The organism is Ruegeria sp. BF6 (assembly GCF_056538665.1).
The window spans coordinates 115,815-130,240 of record NZ_JBQFTN010000007.1; the positions used below are offsets into that span (position 1 = coordinate 115,815).

Below are 14,426 nucleotides of genomic sequence, written 5' to 3' on the forward strand. Positions count from 1 at the left end.
ACCCCGCTGAGTTATTTGGCCATATTCTCCGCAAGCCAGCGCTCCAGCCAGTGGATGTTGTAGTTGCCGCTGTGGATGTCGGGCTCCTGCAACAGGGCGTGGAACAGCGGTACGGTGGTGTCGATGCCGTCCACGATCAGTTCACCCAAAGCCCGTTCAAGACGCGCCAGCGCCTCGGCCCGGTCACGGCCCTGAACAATCAGTTTGGCAATCAGAGAATCGTAGTAGGGCGGGATCGAATACCCGTCATACAGAGCCGAATCCATCCGCACACCGAGACCTCCCGGCGCGTGATAGGCCGAGATTTTGCCCGGGCAGGGTGAGAAGTTCGGTAGCTTTTCGGCGTTAATCCGAACCTCGATGGCGTGACCGTTGATCTCCAGATCGTCCTGACCGAACGACATGTCCTCACCAGCGGCGACAAGGATTTGTTCGCGCACCAGATCGACGCCAAAAATCCCCTCGGTTACCGGGTGTTCCACCTGCAGGCGGGTGTTCATCTCGATGAAGTAGAACTCGCCATTTTCATACAGGAACTCGATGGTACCCGCGCCGATATAATTGATCTTGGCCACGGCGTCGGCGCAGACCTTACCGATCTTGGCGCGCTCTTCCGGGCTGATGGCGGGACCAGGAGCCTCTTCGAATACCTTCTGGTGGCGGCGCTGTAGCGAACAGTCGCGCTCACCCAGGTGGACCGCCTTACCCTTACCGTCGCCAAAGACCTGAATCTCGATATGGCGAGGTGTGGTCAGGTATTTCTCGATATAGACCTCGTCATTGCCAAAGGCGGCTTTGCCTTCGGCGCGGGCGGTCATGAAAGCGCTTTCCATCTCACCCGCGCTCTGCGCGACTTTCATACCGCGCCCGCCACCGCCAGCGGTGGCTTTGATGATGACGGGATAGCCGAATTCTTCACCGATCTTCTTGGCGGTGGCCAGATCGGGCACGCCGCCGTCCGAACCGGGAACGCAAGGCACACCCAGCGCCTTCATGGTTTCCTTGGCGGTGATCTTGTCGCCCATGATGCGGATATGTTCCGCGGTTGGACCGATGAAAGTGATGCCGTGGTCCTCGACGATCTGCACGAATTCTGCGTTCTCGGACAGGAAGCCATAGCCGGGGTGGATCGCTTGCGCGCCGGTGATTTCACAGGCCGAAATGATCGCGGGCACGGACAGATAGCTTTGCGGGCTGGGCGGCGGGCCGATGCACACCGACTCGTCAGCCATGCGCACATGCATCGCGTCACTGTCGGCGGTGGAGTGGACGGCGACCGTCTTAATCCCCATCTCGCGCGCGGCGCGGATGACGCGCAGGGCGATCTCGCCTCGGTTGGCAATCAGGATCTTGTCGAACATTGGACCGCCTTACTCAACGATGACCAGAGGGGTGCCGAATTCTACAGCGTCGCCGTCACCCACCAGAATGCGCTTGATGGTGCCGGACTTGGGCGCGTGGATGTGGTTCATGGTTTTCATTGCTTCGACGATCAGCAGCGTATCGCCTTCGGATACTGATGCACCAACCGAGATGAACGCGGGCGCACCGGGTTCGGGCTGCATATACACGGTGCCGACCATGGGCGAGGTCACAGCCCCGGGGTGGCTGGCCGGATCTTCCTGCGCTGCGGGTGCCTCAGCGGTGGCAGGTGCCGGTGCGGCAGCCGGTGCGACCGGTGCGGCGGCCGGAACCGCGACTTGAACCGGAGCGGCTACGGCCTGGTTCATGCGGCTAACGCGCACGTTCAGGCTGTCTTCCTCGCCATATTCGCGTTTGACCTGCAACTCGGTCAGGTCGTTCTCGCGCAGCAGTTCGGCCAGTGCCTTGATGAATGCCACATCCGCTTCGTGTTTGGTGTCTGTCATGAGTGTCCTCGACGGTTCCCCTTTGGCCCGTCTGTTCCATGCGGGCTTTGGTCTGATTACGCAGCGTTATAAGCCATGCGCCCGGCCATGAAAAGCGCGTCTGGGCCTGTCAGATGGCGGTTTTAACGAAGATTTCGAGGGGAAAGGAGATTACAGCGGCATTCCCGATAGTTTCGCCACCAGTTCGGGCAGTTTGCGGGCCCCGAATTTTTCCAAAAGGCGGGCGCGGTAGGCCTCGATCGTGCGATAGCTGAGGTCCAGTTCGGCTCCGATTTCCTTGGCGGACAGGCCGCGGCAGGACAAGATCGCGACCTCGCGTTCGCGCGCGGTCAGTTCGACCAAGGGGCGTTCTTCCGAGATGTCTGAAAAGCTCCAGATTCCGTGGCGAAACGGGTCGTCGGGGGTCAGTGAGCGTCCGCGCGCGCGGCACCAGAACAGGTCGCTGTTGCGTCGCCGCATGACGCGTTCGTCCGTGTAATAACCGGTGTCGCGCATCACCTGCAGGCTGCGTGCACCGATACGTTCCCAGTCCGCCACTGACGGATAAAGGTGCAACAGGGGCATGTTGCGGTAGTCGGCGGCCTCACCACCAAAGGTTCGGGCGAACTGCAGATTGCAGCGCCGGATGATCCGGTTCTCCAACTCGACAAGCCCAATTGGTGCATATTCAAAGGCGGGATCGCTCATGCGGCTATCGTGCCGGGATTTCAGCAGAAATAGAAGGGGGCCCGCGCAGATTCTGCATGGACATTGCCCGCATCGGGCGATCGCGTTTTGTCAAGATTGTAAATGACCTATGAAAACTACGGCTTAACCTATAGAAATAAATCAAGAGTTCTGAAAATAGGTTGAGGTTAATATCCTATGGTTTCGCTTTGGAAGCGGTGAGAACATGCGCGATACGCTGACAGGCAGCCGTATTCGGGAAAGGCGTCAGATTGCCGGTCTCCGGCAGGCGGAACTTGCGCGTCAGGTCGGGATTTCAGCGTCATATCTGAACCTTATCGAACATAATCGCCGCCGGATTGGCGGCAAGTTGCTGGTCGATATCGCGGCAACGCTGGCCGTGGAACCGTCGGTTCTGACGCGGGGGGTCGAGGCCACGTTGATAGCGGCGCTGCGCGAGGCCGCGGCCGATGCCGTTGGCCAGCAGGCGGAACTGGACGGGCTCGAGGAGTTCGCCGGGCGGTTTCCCGGATGGGCGGGGGTGTTGGCGCAGATGCACCGCCGGGTCGTGTCGTTGGAGCGTACCGTGGAAACGTTGTCGGACCGTTTGACTCACGACCCGCACCTGGCGGCCTCGATGCACGAGGTTCTGTCGACCGCTGCTGCGATTCGGTCAACCGCTGCGATCCTAGCGGACACGCAGGACATCGAACCCGAATGGCAGGACCGTTTTCACAGCAACCTACACCAGGATGCTGAGCGTTTGGCTGAAAGCTCCAAGTCGCTGGTCGCTTTTTTGGATGAAAGCGATTCTGACGGCGATCACCGCGGCGTACCGTTGGAAGATGTTGAAGCGTTTTTCGAGGCGCACGAGCACCATTTCCCCGAGATCGAAAGGGGCGGAGGGGAAGTTGATATTGACCTAAGTGATCTGGACTCGAGCGCGGCAAGAACCTTGACCAGCGACTTTCTCAAAGTTTACGCCGCGGATGCCCGGGTAATACCACTGGACCAACTGCAGGCTGCGCTAGCTGAGGCCCCTCTGGACCCGCTGCAACTGGCGGCGCGGTTTTCAGTTAACGTTGCAACGGTACTAAGGCGGTTGGCGACTCTGCCGGGCGGGTATCTTGGGCGGCCGACTGGGCTCGTGGTGTGCGATGCCTCCGGCAGTATTCTGTTCAGCAAATCCGTGACTGGTTTTGCCATGCCGCGCTTTGGTGAGGCCTGCCCCCTGTGGCCGCTGTTTCAGGCGTTGAACCGGCCGTTGGTCCCCATCCGCAAACGCATCGTACAGCTTGGGCGGACTGCGGCGGTGTTCGATTGCTACGCCTATGCGTGGCCGCAGCACATAACCGGCTTTGATGACGGGCCGGTCTATCGTTCGATAATGTTGGTGCGGTCGGTCGAGGATGTTGCGCAGGATGATCAAGTGGTTGCCCGGGTTGGTCCCAGCTGCAGGGTTTGCCCCAGCAGCGATTGCGCATCCCGTCGTGAACCGTCGATTCTGAGCGAAGGTTTTTGACAGATTCCTGACAGAACGCGTAAGCTGGCAGAGACGGGTCGATCAGTTTACGACCCGTCACGGGGAGGACAGATAATCATGAGCCGCAAGGTTCTGCTAATTGAGGATGAGCCGAACATTGCCGAGGCCATTCGGTTCCTGCTGACACGTGAGGGTTGGCAGGTTGAAACGCACGCCGAAGGCAGCGACGCACTGCAGGTTATTCAGGGCGCAAATCCGGATCTTGTTATTCTTGACGTGATGCTGCCGGGCAAAAGCGGGATGGAGATTTTACGAGACCTGCGCGACGTGGACGGTATGCAGAACCTGCCGGTTCTGATGCTGACCGCCCGAGGGCAGTCCCGGGATCGGGAGATGGCCGAAAACGCCGGGGTCAGCCGTTTCATGACCAAGCCGTTTTCCAATACCGAGATGTTGACTGCTGTGCGGGACCTGCACGCGCAGGCAACGCAGTCATGAGTTCGGACGAAGACCGTCAGCCTACGGGCGTCCGGCCTTCGCTGTTTCTAGAGCGGCAGAGCTATCGTCGCCGCAGATTGTCGGATGCCGCCCGACTGCTGCCCTTTCTGGGCGCGGCCTTAGTGGCCATCCCGTTGTTATGGCCCGATGGTCAAGACACGCAGGAGGGCGTGTCGTTGTCTTCTGCGATCTTTTACATCTTCACTTGCTGGGTAGCGATGATCCTGGCCAGTCTGGTGTTTGGATTTGCCGCCAGACGCATGGGGACCCACGATGAATCCGAACCCGAGACGGACCGATGGCAACGCTGAACATTCTGATTCTGGTTTGCCTGGGCTATGTTGTTCTGCTGTTCGGCGTCGCGTTTGCTGCCGACAGAATGGCTGCCGCCGGGCGGGGGGCATGGCTGCGATCGCCGTTGATTTATACGCTGTCGCTGTCGATCTACTGCACCGCGTGGACGTTTTATGGTGCTGTCGGCAACGCCGCGCGGTCGGGGCTGGAGTTCGTCACGATCTATCTGGGCCCGACGTTGGTAATGATCAGCTGGTGGTGGGGTCTGCGCAAACTGGTGCGGGTCGGGCGCAGTCAGAGGGTGACCTCGATTGCCGACCTGATTTCCTCCCGCTATGGAAAGTCCAACACGCTGGCAATCTGCGTGACCATTCTGGCGGTGCTGGGCGGCACCCCCTATATCGCGCTGCAGCTGCAGTCCATCACTCTGTCATTTTCGATTTTTGCCGAGGCTGACCCCTCCGGCCTCTATCGTGAAGGCTCCAGCGTGTTCTGGGTTGCGGCCGGGCTGGCCGTGTTCGCCATCCTGTTCGGCACCCGCAATCTGGACGTCAACGAACGCCACCACGGGGTTGTCACAGCCATTGCGCTGGAATCGGTGGTCAAGCTATTTGCCCTGCTTGCGGTCGGAGCCTTTGTGGTCTGGGGTGTCGCGGGCGGCGTCGGGCCAATGATGGACCGCATCGATGCGTCCGAGATCGGACAATGGAACGTGGACGCGGGGCGCTGGACCACTTTCATCTTTCTGTCCGCAGCGGCCTTTGTCTGCCTGCCGCGCATGTTTCAGGTGATGGTGGTCGAGAACGCAGATGAGGGGCATCTGAGAACCGCCGCGTGGGCTTTCCCGCTGTACCTGCTGTTGATGAGCCTTTTTGTGGTGCCCATTGCCGTTGTTGGTCTGGACCTGTTGCCCGAAGGTTCGAACCCGGACCTGTTCGTGCTGACCGTACCACTGTCTCAGGGCAATGACTGGCTGGCGATGCTGTCCTTTATCGGGGGCTTTTCTTCGGCCACGTCCATGGTCATCGTGACGGCCATGGCGCTTTCGACGATGGTTTCGAACCACGTGGTCATGCCGATCTGGCTGAGTACGCAGGAAGGGTCAGGTTCCGTATCCGGTGATGTCAGGAACGTGGTGCTGTTGGCGCGACGTGTGTCAATCGCGGTGATCATGGCGCTGGGCTACTATTACTACCTGTTGTCCGGCGGCGGCGCGGCCCTGGCCTCGATCGGGTTGATAGCCTTTGCCGGGGTTTCCCAGATTCTACCCGCTTTGGTCGGCGGCCTGTTCTGGCGTGGGGCAACACGGACCGGCGCCCTGGTAGGGTTGACGGTAGGGTTTCTGCTTTGGGTCTACTCTTTGCTACTGCCAGGGATGGACGGAGTGTTGATGCCCGAGACGGTGCTGCAAAACGGCCCGTTCGGTCTTGGTTGGTTGCGCCCGCAGGCCCTGTTCGGGATCGAAGGGATGGACCCGATGGTTCATACCGTGATGTGGTCACTGTCCCTCAACACCATCGCATTCTGCATCGCCTCGTTGCTAAGTTTCCCCAGCCCGCTGGAGCGCCTGCAGGGGGCCCAATTCGTCAACGTCTTCGATCATTCTGTCGCGCCCCGCGGCTGGTCTGGCTCGGTTGCGCAAAGCGAAGACCTGATGATCATGACCCAGCGGATACTGGGCGCAGGCCCCGCGCAGGAGTTCTTTCAGGCCGAGGCGGAACAGCAGGGCGGGCGTTCCAGCCTGCCGGAACCCACCCCCGTGTTTCTGGAAAGGCTTGAGCGCGAGTTGAGCGGCTCTGTTGGGGCGGCGACAGCCCATGCGATGATCGGTCAGATCGTCGGCGGCTCTTCGGTGTCGGTCGAGGACCTGCTGGCCGTGGCAGATGAATCCGCGCAACTTCTGGAATACTCCAGCCAGCTGGAAGTGAAATCCGCAGAACTAAGCCGAACCGCGCGGCAATTGCGTGAGGCAAACACAAAGCTGACGCAAATCTCGGAACAGAAAGACAGCTTCCTCAGCCAGGTCAGTCACGAACTGCGCACCCCCATGACGTCAATCCGCGCGTTTTCCGAGATCATGCGCGATACCGAGGGGCTGAGTGGGGAAGAGCAGACGCGTTATGCCGCGATCATTCACGACGAAGCCTTGCGCCTGACCCGGTTGCTGGACGACCTTCTGGACCTGAGCGTGTTGGAAAGCGGGCGGGTGAATTTGAATGTCGGTGACGACACGCTGCGCTCGGTGCTGGATCGGGCTGTGTCCAGCGCGCTGGCCGGCTCGAACCGGAACCTTACGGTGCGGCGCTCGAAAACGGCTGAACGTATCCCGCTGCAAACCGATCTGGACCGGTTAGGGCAGGTCTTTATCAACCTTATTTCCAACGCACAAAAATACTGTGACGCCGATGAGCCTGTGCTGACGATCTCGGCCCATGATGTCGGCGGGCAGGTGGTGATTGATTTCGCCGATAATGGTAGTGGCATCCCGCCCGAGGCCCGCTCCATGGTGTTCGAGAAATTTGCCCGCGTGGGCGTTGACAAGGCTGGCGGCGCCGGGTTGGGCCTGGCGATCTGCCGTGAGATCATGCAGCGTTTGGGCGGAGAAATCACTTATCTGCCGGGGCAGGGCGGGGCGGCGTTTCGTGTCAGACTGCCAATAGCCTATCAACAGGCGGCGCAGTGACAGGGTTGTAAAGACATTCGTAACCTGAACCGGGTTAGACCGAATGTCGGATACAGCAATCACAAGCGGTATTGGGGCATGACGCAAACGGTCAGCGCAGCATTGGCGCGCAAGCTTTCAGTGGGGCAGGAAGAACAAGGTGACAAGCCGCGTTCGATCCTGCGGGCGCTGCGGTTAGCCTTTGCCCGGGCCGCCGGGGACCGATTGCAGCTGCCCATGGTCGTGATCGGCGCCAGACAATACCACCGAACGTCGGATGTGTTGACGGAACAGGTCGGGGAAGACTGGCTGCTGTTGCAGTTTGTCGACGGTGACGGGATGTCTGCGGCCGTCTGCATGGATCTGGGTGCGGTTTCGGCCATCGTTCAGGTGCAAACCATTGGCGAGGTGATGGCGGACGCACCCTCGCCCCGCGCGTTCACGCACACGGATGGGGCAATGGTGGCACCTTTTATCGAAGATGCTTTGGCGCGCGCAGTCAATTTGGTTGAAGCACAGTTGGATCAATCCAGCTTGTCGGGGTTTGAATTTGCCGCCCGTCTTGCTGATTTGCGCACGTTGTCGCTGGCCATGGTCGAAGACGCGTATCGGGTGTTTGACCTGACCGTCGAACTGGGTGGTGGTTTGCGGCAAGGGCAGATTTCCGTGATCCTGCCGGACCGAACCGCAGAGGATACCGGCGAAGTCACGCAAGGCGGCACGGGCCCAAATCTTGAACATGCGTCGGGGGTATTGCGGGCCGAACTGAACACGGTGATCTGCCGCATGTCGCTGCCTCTGGCATCTCTGTCTCACCTCAAATTGGGTGACGTTCTGCCGCTGACGGGGGCAAAGCTGGAACGTGCAGAAGTCCTGACAATTGATCGCAACCGTGCTGCAATTGGCCGGTTGGGAAAATGCGGAGGGATGCGCGCGGTACGTCTGAACGAATACGCGCCGCTGGCGGCGTTAACCCAATCTGATGCTGAGGAATTTCTTGAGGCTAGCTCGACCACAACGCCGCGATCTGATCCGGGCTTGCCCGCGCCAACGGAACTATCGCAAATACAGACTACGTTCGATCCAGGGGTAACAGTCGATTTCAAGTCCAACCTAAATTTCACCGATTCAGACCGGATGGTGGCCGAGATATCGCAACTTGCCGGCCTGAAGCAATCGGACACAGATTCAGGCGGTCGTAGTTAAATCAACCGGTTACGCCGCGAATTTGGTCAAGGGTCGGGCGCAGGTTTTCTAGTGCGTAACCCGCTTTGGTGGTGGCATCCAGAATGTCGTCGGTGCTCATCCGATCACACTGACCCAGCGCCCAAACCACAGAACACCGTGTGCCCGAGGCGCAATAGGCCAGAACCGGCCCGTTGCAGCTTTCGGCCAGCTCGCGTTGCAGGGCTACATTCGCGGGTGTCATGGTCTGGTGGGTCAGCTCCAGAACTTCGTACTCCAGTCCGGCGGCACGTACTGCTTCACCGATCGCATCCGATTGCATATTCACCGGAACTTCGACATTGGGCCGGTTGCAGATCACTTTGACAAAGCCAGCTTCAGCAATGGCTGGAACGTCCTCGACCGTGATTTGCGGCGAGACGGCGTAGCGGGGGGTAATCGGGCGAATCTCCATGGCAATTGATTAGGCCGCCTTTGCGACTCTGTCCAGTTGCGCGCTCAGAGTTGGTGCCGCGTACATTCCCGCGAGCATGGCAATCACAAAGACGGCACCACCAACGCCACCAAAGCTGAGCGAGGCAAGGGCAGGCCCGGGGCATAGTCCCGCCAGCGCCCAGCCCATCCCGAACAGCACTGAACCCAGGATTAGACGGCGGTCCAGTTCTGGTGTGGCGGGTTGCGGAAATTGTCCGCCGGCTAGGGGGCGTCGATAGGTCGTCAATCGCCAGGCAATCAGCATTGGCAGGATTGCTCCGCCCATCACGAAGGCAAGCGTTGGGTCCCAGTGCCCGAAAAAATCCAGCCAGCCTTGTACTTTGGTCGTGTCGGTCATACCGGACAGCAGCAGACCTGCGCCGAAAAGTGATCCTGAAAGAAGGGAAATCAGTGCGCGCATCAGATCACCCCCCAAACATGACGGAACAAGGTAATCGTCACAACTCCGGCCCCGATATAGATCAGGGTGGCGACGATGCCGCGCAGCGAGAAGCGCGATATCCCGCAGACGCCGTGACCGGACGTGCATCCGTTGGCGATGCGCGTTCCGGCCCCCACAAGCAGACCGGCGAGGATCACCACGGCGATATTACTGGTAAGATGTGTCTCGGGTGCCGGAGAGAGCAGGGGGCGCAGCAACAGGGGCATTCCGATCACGCCTGCCAGAAAACCCAGCCTTTCCAGTGACCGGTCGCTGTTGTCGACCAACCCTCCCAAAATTCCGCTGGCCCCCATGACGCGCCCGTTGCCCAGCAGGTAAACGGCCGCGCCAAGCCCAATAAGAAGGCCTCCGCCAAGGCCCCATATCCAGTCTGTATGCATTTCGTGTCCTTTGCTGTGCTGCGGCCAGTAATTCAGAGTTTGTTCAGGGGCAGCTTCAGAAACACGTCGCCGTGTTCATCCGCTGGAGGCATTTGCCCTGCGCGCATGTTGACCTGCAGTGATGGCAGGATCAGGCGCGGCATGGCCAGTGTCGCGTCCCGGGCGTCGCGCATCTCGACAAATTCCTCGATCGAGCGGCCTTGGCCAATGTGGACATTCAGCGCCTTCTGCTCGCCGACTGTCGTTTCCCAGGCATATTCATCACGCCCGGGTGCTTTGTAGTCATGCCCGACAAAAACCCGCGTTTCATCCGGCAGCGCCAGGATTTTCTGGATCGAGTCATACAGCAATGCAGAGGACCCACCGGGAAAGTCGCAGCGCGCCGTGCCGAAGTCCGGCATGAAAAGGGTGTCGCCGACAAAAGCTGCATCGCCGATCACATAGGTCAGACAAGCCGGTGTATGACCGGGCGTGTGCAGCACGTCACCGCGCATCTGCCCAACGTGAAAACTGTCGCCTTCGCGAAAAAGGGCGTCGAACTGGCTACCGTCGCGCTGAAACTCGGTGCCTTCGTTGAAGATCTTGCCGAAGGTTTCCTGAATGGTGACGATCTGGTCACCGATACCGATTTTACCGCCCAGTTCCTGCTGCAAATAGGGGGCCGCTGACAGATGATCGGCGTGGACGTGGCTTTCCAATATCCAATCGACCCGCAGATTGTTCTTCCGCACATGGTTAATGATCTGATCGGCCGAGCGCGTGCTGGTGCGGCCCGAGGCGTGGTCGAAATCCAAAACACTGTCGATAACCGCGCAGGAAAGGCCTTCGGGTTCTTGCGCGAGGTAGGAAACCGTAAAGGTCTCGGGGTCGAAAAACGCTTTCACAATGGGTGTCATGTAGCCCTCCACCGGTGTAGTTATTTCATATATTAATTATGGAATATATTATAATCAACATGCGTAATTTGATGCTGGTCAAGGCAAGGAAGTCTCAGTATGAGTAAAATCTAGTCAATTCGCTTTTGGACAACCGGAACGGCAGGGCTCATCGGCGGATTCCCGCGCTATTTTTTGGTAATCTGGGCGGGTCTTAAAATGGTCACATAAATCGGAGTAAATGAAGACATTTGGGAGGATGGAGATGTCGTCAATCAATTTATATTCAGAAGCTGAGCAACTTGAAAAAAAACTCAACGGCGCGTGTCTGGATACGCGACTTGCCCTTCAGCCAAGTGTAACCAAGGTGATCGAACGGATGCGTCAGGAAGGTATACATATACCATCGCGCTTGCGGCAACTGGATGCAGCCCTGTGTGAAGATGCCATGGAGGCGCGCTTTGATAACCTGCCAGTCTAAGCTGGTCGGTTAGCCAAAGGAAATCCCTAGGATTACCACCATCAAGCCAATCACTGACAGAAATAACGAAGCCAGATTCCACGGCAGAACACCCTGAACAACAGCGCGCAGTTCTTCGTCCGAGAGGCCGGATTTGCGCGCTTTCATCACGTGTCCAATACACCAGACTAGGCCCACAAGCCCGGCAAGCGACAGGGCGGCGCCGCCCCAGGTGATGAATTCGAACATGGTTCCCCACATTTGCTTGTCACGTTCACTTGCGCTTAGCCGAGAACCCCCGCTCACACAAGCCCGCCTGCGATTGGGCGCTTGCGGCGCGGGCGGCAGCGATGTATCCGGCATATTGCCCGCTGTATAGCAACAGAAATCTACCTCTGGGAGAGACGTAAATGGATGACATGACCGAAGATCAGGCCTCTGCCAACTATCGCGTAACCGCAGGCGAGCTGCGCCAGTTCATCGAACGGTTCGAGCGACTGGATGCGGAAAAGAAGGATCTGGCGGAACAGCAAAAAGAGGTGATGGCCGAGGCCAAAGCCCGAGGCTACGATACCAAGGTCATGCGCAAGGTGATCGCTCTGCGTAAACGCGACAAAGACGATATCGCCGAGGAAGAGGCCGTGCTGGAAATGTATAAAGAAGCGTTGGGCATGAGCTGAAGCTCGCCTGACGAGAACCTTCAGACGTGCGAATCATGTGTGCCCCGCAGGGATTGCGTTGATCCGGGGCACGCGCCACAGGATTTCTTCTTCTGGCCGCGGCGGCCTTGAAGTAGGCGCGGATTGCTTCGAGATTTCTGTCGGTCGTGCGTGATACAGGTAAGGCCTCAAGTCGGATGTCCGCACAGTGACGGCTTCAGAACGCCGGTGCCCCCAAAAGCGCGATCAGGGTTGCAGAACCCGAACTCCGGGAATTGCGCCAAGCCGTTCTAGATCCTGTTCATAAAGTTCCGAAAATGCGTCTACGATTTCGGTGCTCCACCCGGGCAGGTCCAGTTCTTCTTCGATTTCTTCCGGTTGCGCGTGATTGTCGAATATACGAGCCATGTGTTCGTGCAGGCTCGCCTTGCTTTGCCCCGCATCCTGATCGGTCAGCGTGAGGACTTCGTTCTGACCGGCTTCATCCAGCAAAGAAAGCAACAATTCGTGCTCATCCTGCAAGGGCGTGTCTTCGTCAAGGTCAGCCAAAGCGCGAATGATGTCACCCCAGATAAAGGGGGTGTCTTCGTTGCTCCACAAAGTAATCTGAACACTGGGTGCAAGATCCCGGATGTCTTCAATCATGCCAATCCAGCTTAGGCAGCTCAGATCAGTATCCCGAATTGCGTCGGTGCGTGCTTCCTCTGGCAGTGACATCAGCAGTTTTGGGACGAAGCTGCCCGGATTTCTAAGTCCCATGAAGAGCTCAACCTCGTGGTCGTGGAAGCCCTGTTCCAGCAATGCCATTCTGCGGCCTGCGAAAGGGTACAAATGCCCATCCCGCAGCGCTGACTCAGGTTCACCTGCAAAACTGGCGCTGGTGTAGATTGCACGTCGGGTGCCCCCACTGGGCAGAATGCCATTGATTTTCTTCTGGATCGAGAACTCGGTAGGGGCGACTTCGAACCCGTCAAATGCTGGTTTGAACACGCGTTTGTATCGTCGCGGACCAAAAAAGGCCACGCCTTGTGTTGCCAAAGCGGATGCGTTTTTTGTCAACGAGGTTAACACCCGACCCTCGTCGGTAAGAGCTACGCCTGCGTGGATAGCAATCTGCATTTTAGGTTCTTGTCCTTGCTTTTTGCCCCGCTTGCCGGGTTACCGTCTGGGACCAGAACAGTCAAACCAAAGCCAGTTTGCGCAGAAGGATCTTTGCGCAGTCAGAAAAACTGCCAATCCCTAAGTTCAGATAAAAATATGGGCTTGCAGTCCACAACAAGAGAAAGTAATCGACACCAAGTGCCCCTATAGCTCAGCTGGTAGAGCAACTGATTTGTAATCAGTAGGTCCGCGGTTCGAGTCCGTGTGGGGGCACCACTTCAACACCTCAGAGCCTTTTTTCCTTATTTCATTGGGTTATCAGCCCGGAAATTAGGACACAAATGAGGGCACCTCTAACTCACAGAGGTGAGAATATGGTGAAGGGGCAAGTGTTTATGGGGGTGATGAGAGGACTGAACAGGTACGTGAGTGGCTGGTGAAGGCTAGGCTTCAAGCCAGAAAAGCACCTCAGACAGCCTCAGGGATTCCATCAGGGCCCATATAGAAAGGGCGCAAAGCGGATACCACTGTTCCCCTCTTACGGTCGTGACGAAGGCCCTGCGGCTGCCTCTGCGGCTCTGATGAAGGCGGTCAACTTTCACGTCCCCAAGGCAGGCGTATCCCGTCGCAACCGTCGAAAAACTTCTCACCTCTGCTCTTCCTCCCAAAGACGGATCCGAAGAAGCGCGTGCTCATATTTTCCAGTCTCAAGAAGAGCGTTAGACAGTTTCTCCTCGTAAAGGCCAGCTAAGCGGCTTTTCAATCAGTATAGTTGGCGGTATGAGTTCCAGGCGTCACCATCCGTGAAATCTCGGTGTCGCGCGGATGTGGTGAAACTGGTAAACGCAAGGGGCTAAAAATCCTTCGTTTCCGCCCGTAAAGTGCATTGTATTCATAGCCTTGTGGCCGTATGGAGTTTTTCAGGCCCGAAATAGGCCCGACACGCTTGCCCGCGTGGTGGAATGGTAGACACAAGAGACTTAAAATCTCTGGGCCGGAAGGCCGTGCCGGTTCGAGTCCGGCCGCGGGTACCAAATTTGCGCAACTTGGTTTTCTGCTAAGTGGAGCTGCGCACTAGTTTGGAAATCCCAGCCTTGGTTTTCCTCCTAAATCTGCTCGAATTTATAGATTTTGGTCGCTCCAATGCCAGATGAAAACCTCTCGGCGCCGCAGCCGTTGGGTCTAACATAGATTGACCCTGTTGATTGGCAGGTATGCCGCTGATATCCCTGTCAGTATCGTGTCCAGTTTGCCACCTGTTAAGGCCATGTCAAAGTTCGAGTTCTGATTGTTATATGACCCGAAGTGGTTTTTGAAGATATCGGTTAGTAATTCGCTCGGGCTATCTAAACGATATT

At 58.0% G+C, this 14,426-nt stretch carries 16 protein-coding genes and 2 tRNA genes; 9 read left to right on the forward strand and 9 right to left on the reverse strand.

Annotation, left to right across the window (positions count from 1 at the left end; all coding sequences use genetic code 11):
- Positions 1-11 precede the first annotated feature (11 nt).
- From accC to ACR0IM_RS16005, 3 genes are all read right to left on the reverse strand, one after another.
- On the reverse strand, positions 12-1,361 hold the full coding sequence (accC, locus tag ACR0IM_RS15995) for an acetyl-CoA carboxylase biotin carboxylase subunit (protein WP_480682520.1): 1,350 nt from the start codon (positions 1,359-1,361) through the stop codon (positions 12-14).
- A gap of 9 nt (positions 1,362-1,370) precedes the next feature.
- Positions 1,371-1,868 carry an acetyl-CoA carboxylase biotin carboxyl carrier protein gene (gene accB, locus ACR0IM_RS16000; RefSeq protein ID WP_480643541.1) on the reverse strand — a complete coding sequence of 166 codons (498 nt, stop codon included), beginning with the start codon at positions 1,866-1,868 and terminating at the stop codon, positions 1,371-1,373.
- Between the two features lie 150 nt (positions 1,869-2,018).
- On the reverse strand, positions 2,019-2,555 hold the full coding sequence (locus ACR0IM_RS16005) for a LuxR C-terminal-related transcriptional regulator (RefSeq protein ID WP_170326802.1): 537 nt from the start codon (positions 2,553-2,555) through the stop codon (positions 2,019-2,021).
- A gap of 205 nt (positions 2,556-2,760) precedes the next feature.
- On the opposite strand from ACR0IM_RS16005, the gene ACR0IM_RS16010 reads away from it, so the two are divergent.
- From ACR0IM_RS16010 to ACR0IM_RS16030, 5 genes are all read left to right on the forward strand, one after another.
- Positions 2,761-4,056 (forward strand): short-chain fatty acyl-CoA regulator family protein, encoded by a 1,296-nt coding sequence (locus ACR0IM_RS16010; RefSeq protein WP_480682521.1) that lies wholly within the window; start codon positions 2,761-2,763, stop codon positions 4,054-4,056.
- A gap of 78 nt (positions 4,057-4,134) precedes the next feature.
- Positions 4,135-4,515: a response regulator transcription factor gene (locus ACR0IM_RS16015; RefSeq protein ID WP_480593825.1), complete on the forward strand. Its 381-nt coding sequence runs from the start codon at positions 4,135-4,137 to the stop codon at positions 4,513-4,515.
- Positions 4,512-4,826, forward strand: a complete 315-nt coding sequence (locus ACR0IM_RS16020; RefSeq protein ID WP_480593824.1) for a hypothetical protein — start codon at positions 4,512-4,514, stop codon at positions 4,824-4,826. Before ACR0IM_RS16015 ends, ACR0IM_RS16020 begins: the two co-directional genes overlap by 4 nt.
- The gene (locus ACR0IM_RS16025) at positions 4,814-7,492 is read left to right on the forward strand and encodes an ATP-binding protein (RefSeq protein WP_480682522.1); all 2,679 of its coding nucleotides are present in this window, start codon (positions 4,814-4,816) and stop codon (positions 7,490-7,492) included. Before ACR0IM_RS16020 ends, ACR0IM_RS16025 begins: the two co-directional genes overlap by 13 nt.
- A 78-nt stretch (positions 7,493-7,570) precedes the next feature.
- Positions 7,571-8,677 (forward strand): FliM/FliN family flagellar motor C-terminal domain-containing protein, encoded by a 1,107-nt coding sequence (locus tag ACR0IM_RS16030; RefSeq protein ID WP_480682523.1) that lies wholly within the window; start codon positions 7,571-7,573, stop codon positions 8,675-8,677.
- A 1-nt stretch (position 8,678) separates the two neighbouring features.
- On the opposite strand, the gene ACR0IM_RS16035 is transcribed toward ACR0IM_RS16030, so the two are convergent.
- Genes ACR0IM_RS16035 through ACR0IM_RS16050 form a run of 4 tightly spaced genes read right to left on the reverse strand, consistent with a single transcriptional unit; the run spans position 8,679 to position 10,869 of the window.
- Complete coding sequence (locus ACR0IM_RS16035; RefSeq protein ID WP_480593821.1) at positions 8,679-9,110, reverse strand: protein tyrosine phosphatase family protein; 432 nt, start codon at positions 9,108-9,110, stop codon at positions 8,679-8,681.
- A 9-nt stretch (positions 9,111-9,119) separates the two neighbouring features.
- Positions 9,120-9,551 (reverse strand): DUF6691 family protein, encoded by a 432-nt coding sequence (locus ACR0IM_RS16040; protein WP_480643550.1) that lies wholly within the window; start codon positions 9,549-9,551, stop codon positions 9,120-9,122.
- Positions 9,551-9,973, reverse strand: a complete 423-nt coding sequence (locus ACR0IM_RS16045) for a YeeE/YedE family protein (protein ID WP_480682524.1) — start codon at positions 9,971-9,973, stop codon at positions 9,551-9,553. The genes ACR0IM_RS16040 and ACR0IM_RS16045 overlap by 1 nt, the downstream gene beginning before the upstream one ends.
- Positions 9,974-10,005: 32 nt before the next feature.
- Entirely contained in the window at positions 10,006-10,869 is an 864-nt protein-coding gene (locus ACR0IM_RS16050; protein ID WP_480682525.1) for an MBL fold metallo-hydrolase, read from the reverse strand.
- A 244-nt stretch (positions 10,870-11,113) separates the two neighbouring features.
- Here ACR0IM_RS16050 and ACR0IM_RS16055 point away from each other — a divergent pair, with 244 nt between their 5' ends.
- Positions 11,114-11,329 (forward strand): hypothetical protein, encoded by a 216-nt coding sequence (locus ACR0IM_RS16055; RefSeq protein ID WP_480593817.1) that lies wholly within the window; start codon positions 11,114-11,116, stop codon positions 11,327-11,329.
- Positions 11,330-11,338: 9 nt separating this feature from the next.
- Here the strand turns inward: ACR0IM_RS16055 and ACR0IM_RS16060 are convergent, their stop codons facing one another.
- Positions 11,339-11,557, reverse strand: coding sequence for a hypothetical protein (locus ACR0IM_RS16060; protein ID WP_480593816.1), 219 nt, complete (start codon positions 11,555-11,557; stop codon positions 11,339-11,341).
- A 161-nt stretch (positions 11,558-11,718) separates the two neighbouring features.
- On the opposite strand from ACR0IM_RS16060, the gene ACR0IM_RS16065 reads away from it, so the two are divergent.
- Positions 11,719-11,988 (forward strand): DUF2312 domain-containing protein, encoded by a 270-nt coding sequence (locus tag ACR0IM_RS16065; protein WP_170445087.1) that lies wholly within the window; start codon positions 11,719-11,721, stop codon positions 11,986-11,988.
- A gap of 225 nt (positions 11,989-12,213) precedes the next feature.
- Here the strand turns inward: ACR0IM_RS16065 and ACR0IM_RS16070 are convergent, their stop codons facing one another.
- A complete protein-coding gene (locus ACR0IM_RS16070) occupies positions 12,214-13,086 on the reverse strand; it encodes a hypothetical protein (RefSeq protein WP_480682526.1) in 873 nt (290 codons plus the stop codon).
- 182 nt (positions 13,087-13,268) lie between these two features.
- Between ACR0IM_RS16070 and ACR0IM_RS16075 the strand changes: the two genes are divergently transcribed.
- Together ACR0IM_RS16075 and ACR0IM_RS16080 are read left to right on the forward strand one after the other, a co-directional pair.
- Positions 13,269-13,344 (forward strand) — tRNA-Thr (locus tag ACR0IM_RS16075).
- 672 nt (positions 13,345-14,016) lie between these two features.
- A tRNA-Leu gene (locus tag ACR0IM_RS16080) sits at positions 14,017-14,102 on the forward strand.
- Positions 14,103-14,426: the final 324 nt, after the last annotated feature.

Bases quoted from the DNA above. Each gene is read 5' to 3' on its own strand.
- ACR0IM_RS16025 (WP_480682522.1), top strand. From the start codon at position 4,814: ATGGCAACGCTGAACATTCTGATTCTGGTTTGCCTGGGCTATGTTGTT.
- ACR0IM_RS16030 (WP_480682523.1), top strand. From the start codon at position 7,571: ATGACGCAAACGGTCAGCGCAGCATTGGCGCGCAAGCTTTCAGTGGGG.
- ACR0IM_RS16050 (WP_480682525.1), bottom strand. From the start codon at position 10,869: ATGACACCCATTGTGAAAGCGTTTTTCGACCCCGAGACCTTTACGGTT.
- ACR0IM_RS16045 (WP_480682524.1), bottom strand. From the start codon at position 9,973: ATGCATACAGACTGGATATGGGGCCTTGGCGGAGGCCTTCTTATTGGG.
- ACR0IM_RS16070 (WP_480682526.1), bottom strand. From the start codon at position 13,086: ATGCAGATTGCTATCCACGCAGGCGTAGCTCTTACCGACGAGGGTCGG.
- ACR0IM_RS16005 (WP_170326802.1), bottom strand. From the start codon at position 2,555: ATGAGCGATCCCGCCTTTGAATATGCACCAATTGGGCTTGTCGAGTTG.
- ACR0IM_RS16035 (WP_480593821.1), bottom strand. From the start codon at position 9,110: ATGGAGATTCGCCCGATTACCCCCCGCTACGCCGTCTCGCCGCAAATC.
- ACR0IM_RS16060 (WP_480593816.1), bottom strand. From the start codon at position 11,557: ATGTTCGAATTCATCACCTGGGGCGGCGCCGCCCTGTCGCTTGCCGGG.
- ACR0IM_RS16015 (WP_480593825.1), top strand. From the start codon at position 4,135: ATGAGCCGCAAGGTTCTGCTAATTGAGGATGAGCCGAACATTGCCGAG.
- ACR0IM_RS16065 (WP_170445087.1), top strand. From the start codon at position 11,719: ATGGATGACATGACCGAAGATCAGGCCTCTGCCAACTATCGCGTAACC.
- ACR0IM_RS16020 (WP_480593824.1), top strand. From the start codon at position 4,512: ATGAGTTCGGACGAAGACCGTCAGCCTACGGGCGTCCGGCCTTCGCTG.
- ACR0IM_RS16040 (WP_480643550.1), bottom strand. From the start codon at position 9,551: ATGCGCGCACTGATTTCCCTTCTTTCAGGATCACTTTTCGGCGCAGGT.
- ACR0IM_RS16010 (WP_480682521.1), top strand. From the start codon at position 2,761: ATGCGCGATACGCTGACAGGCAGCCGTATTCGGGAAAGGCGTCAGATT.
- ACR0IM_RS16055 (WP_480593817.1), top strand. From the start codon at position 11,114: ATGTCGTCAATCAATTTATATTCAGAAGCTGAGCAACTTGAAAAAAAA.
- accC (WP_480682520.1), bottom strand. From the start codon at position 1,361: ATGTTCGACAAGATCCTGATTGCCAACCGAGGCGAGATCGCCCTGCGC.
- accB (WP_480643541.1), bottom strand. From the start codon at position 1,868: ATGACAGACACCAAACACGAAGCGGATGTGGCATTCATCAAGGCACTG.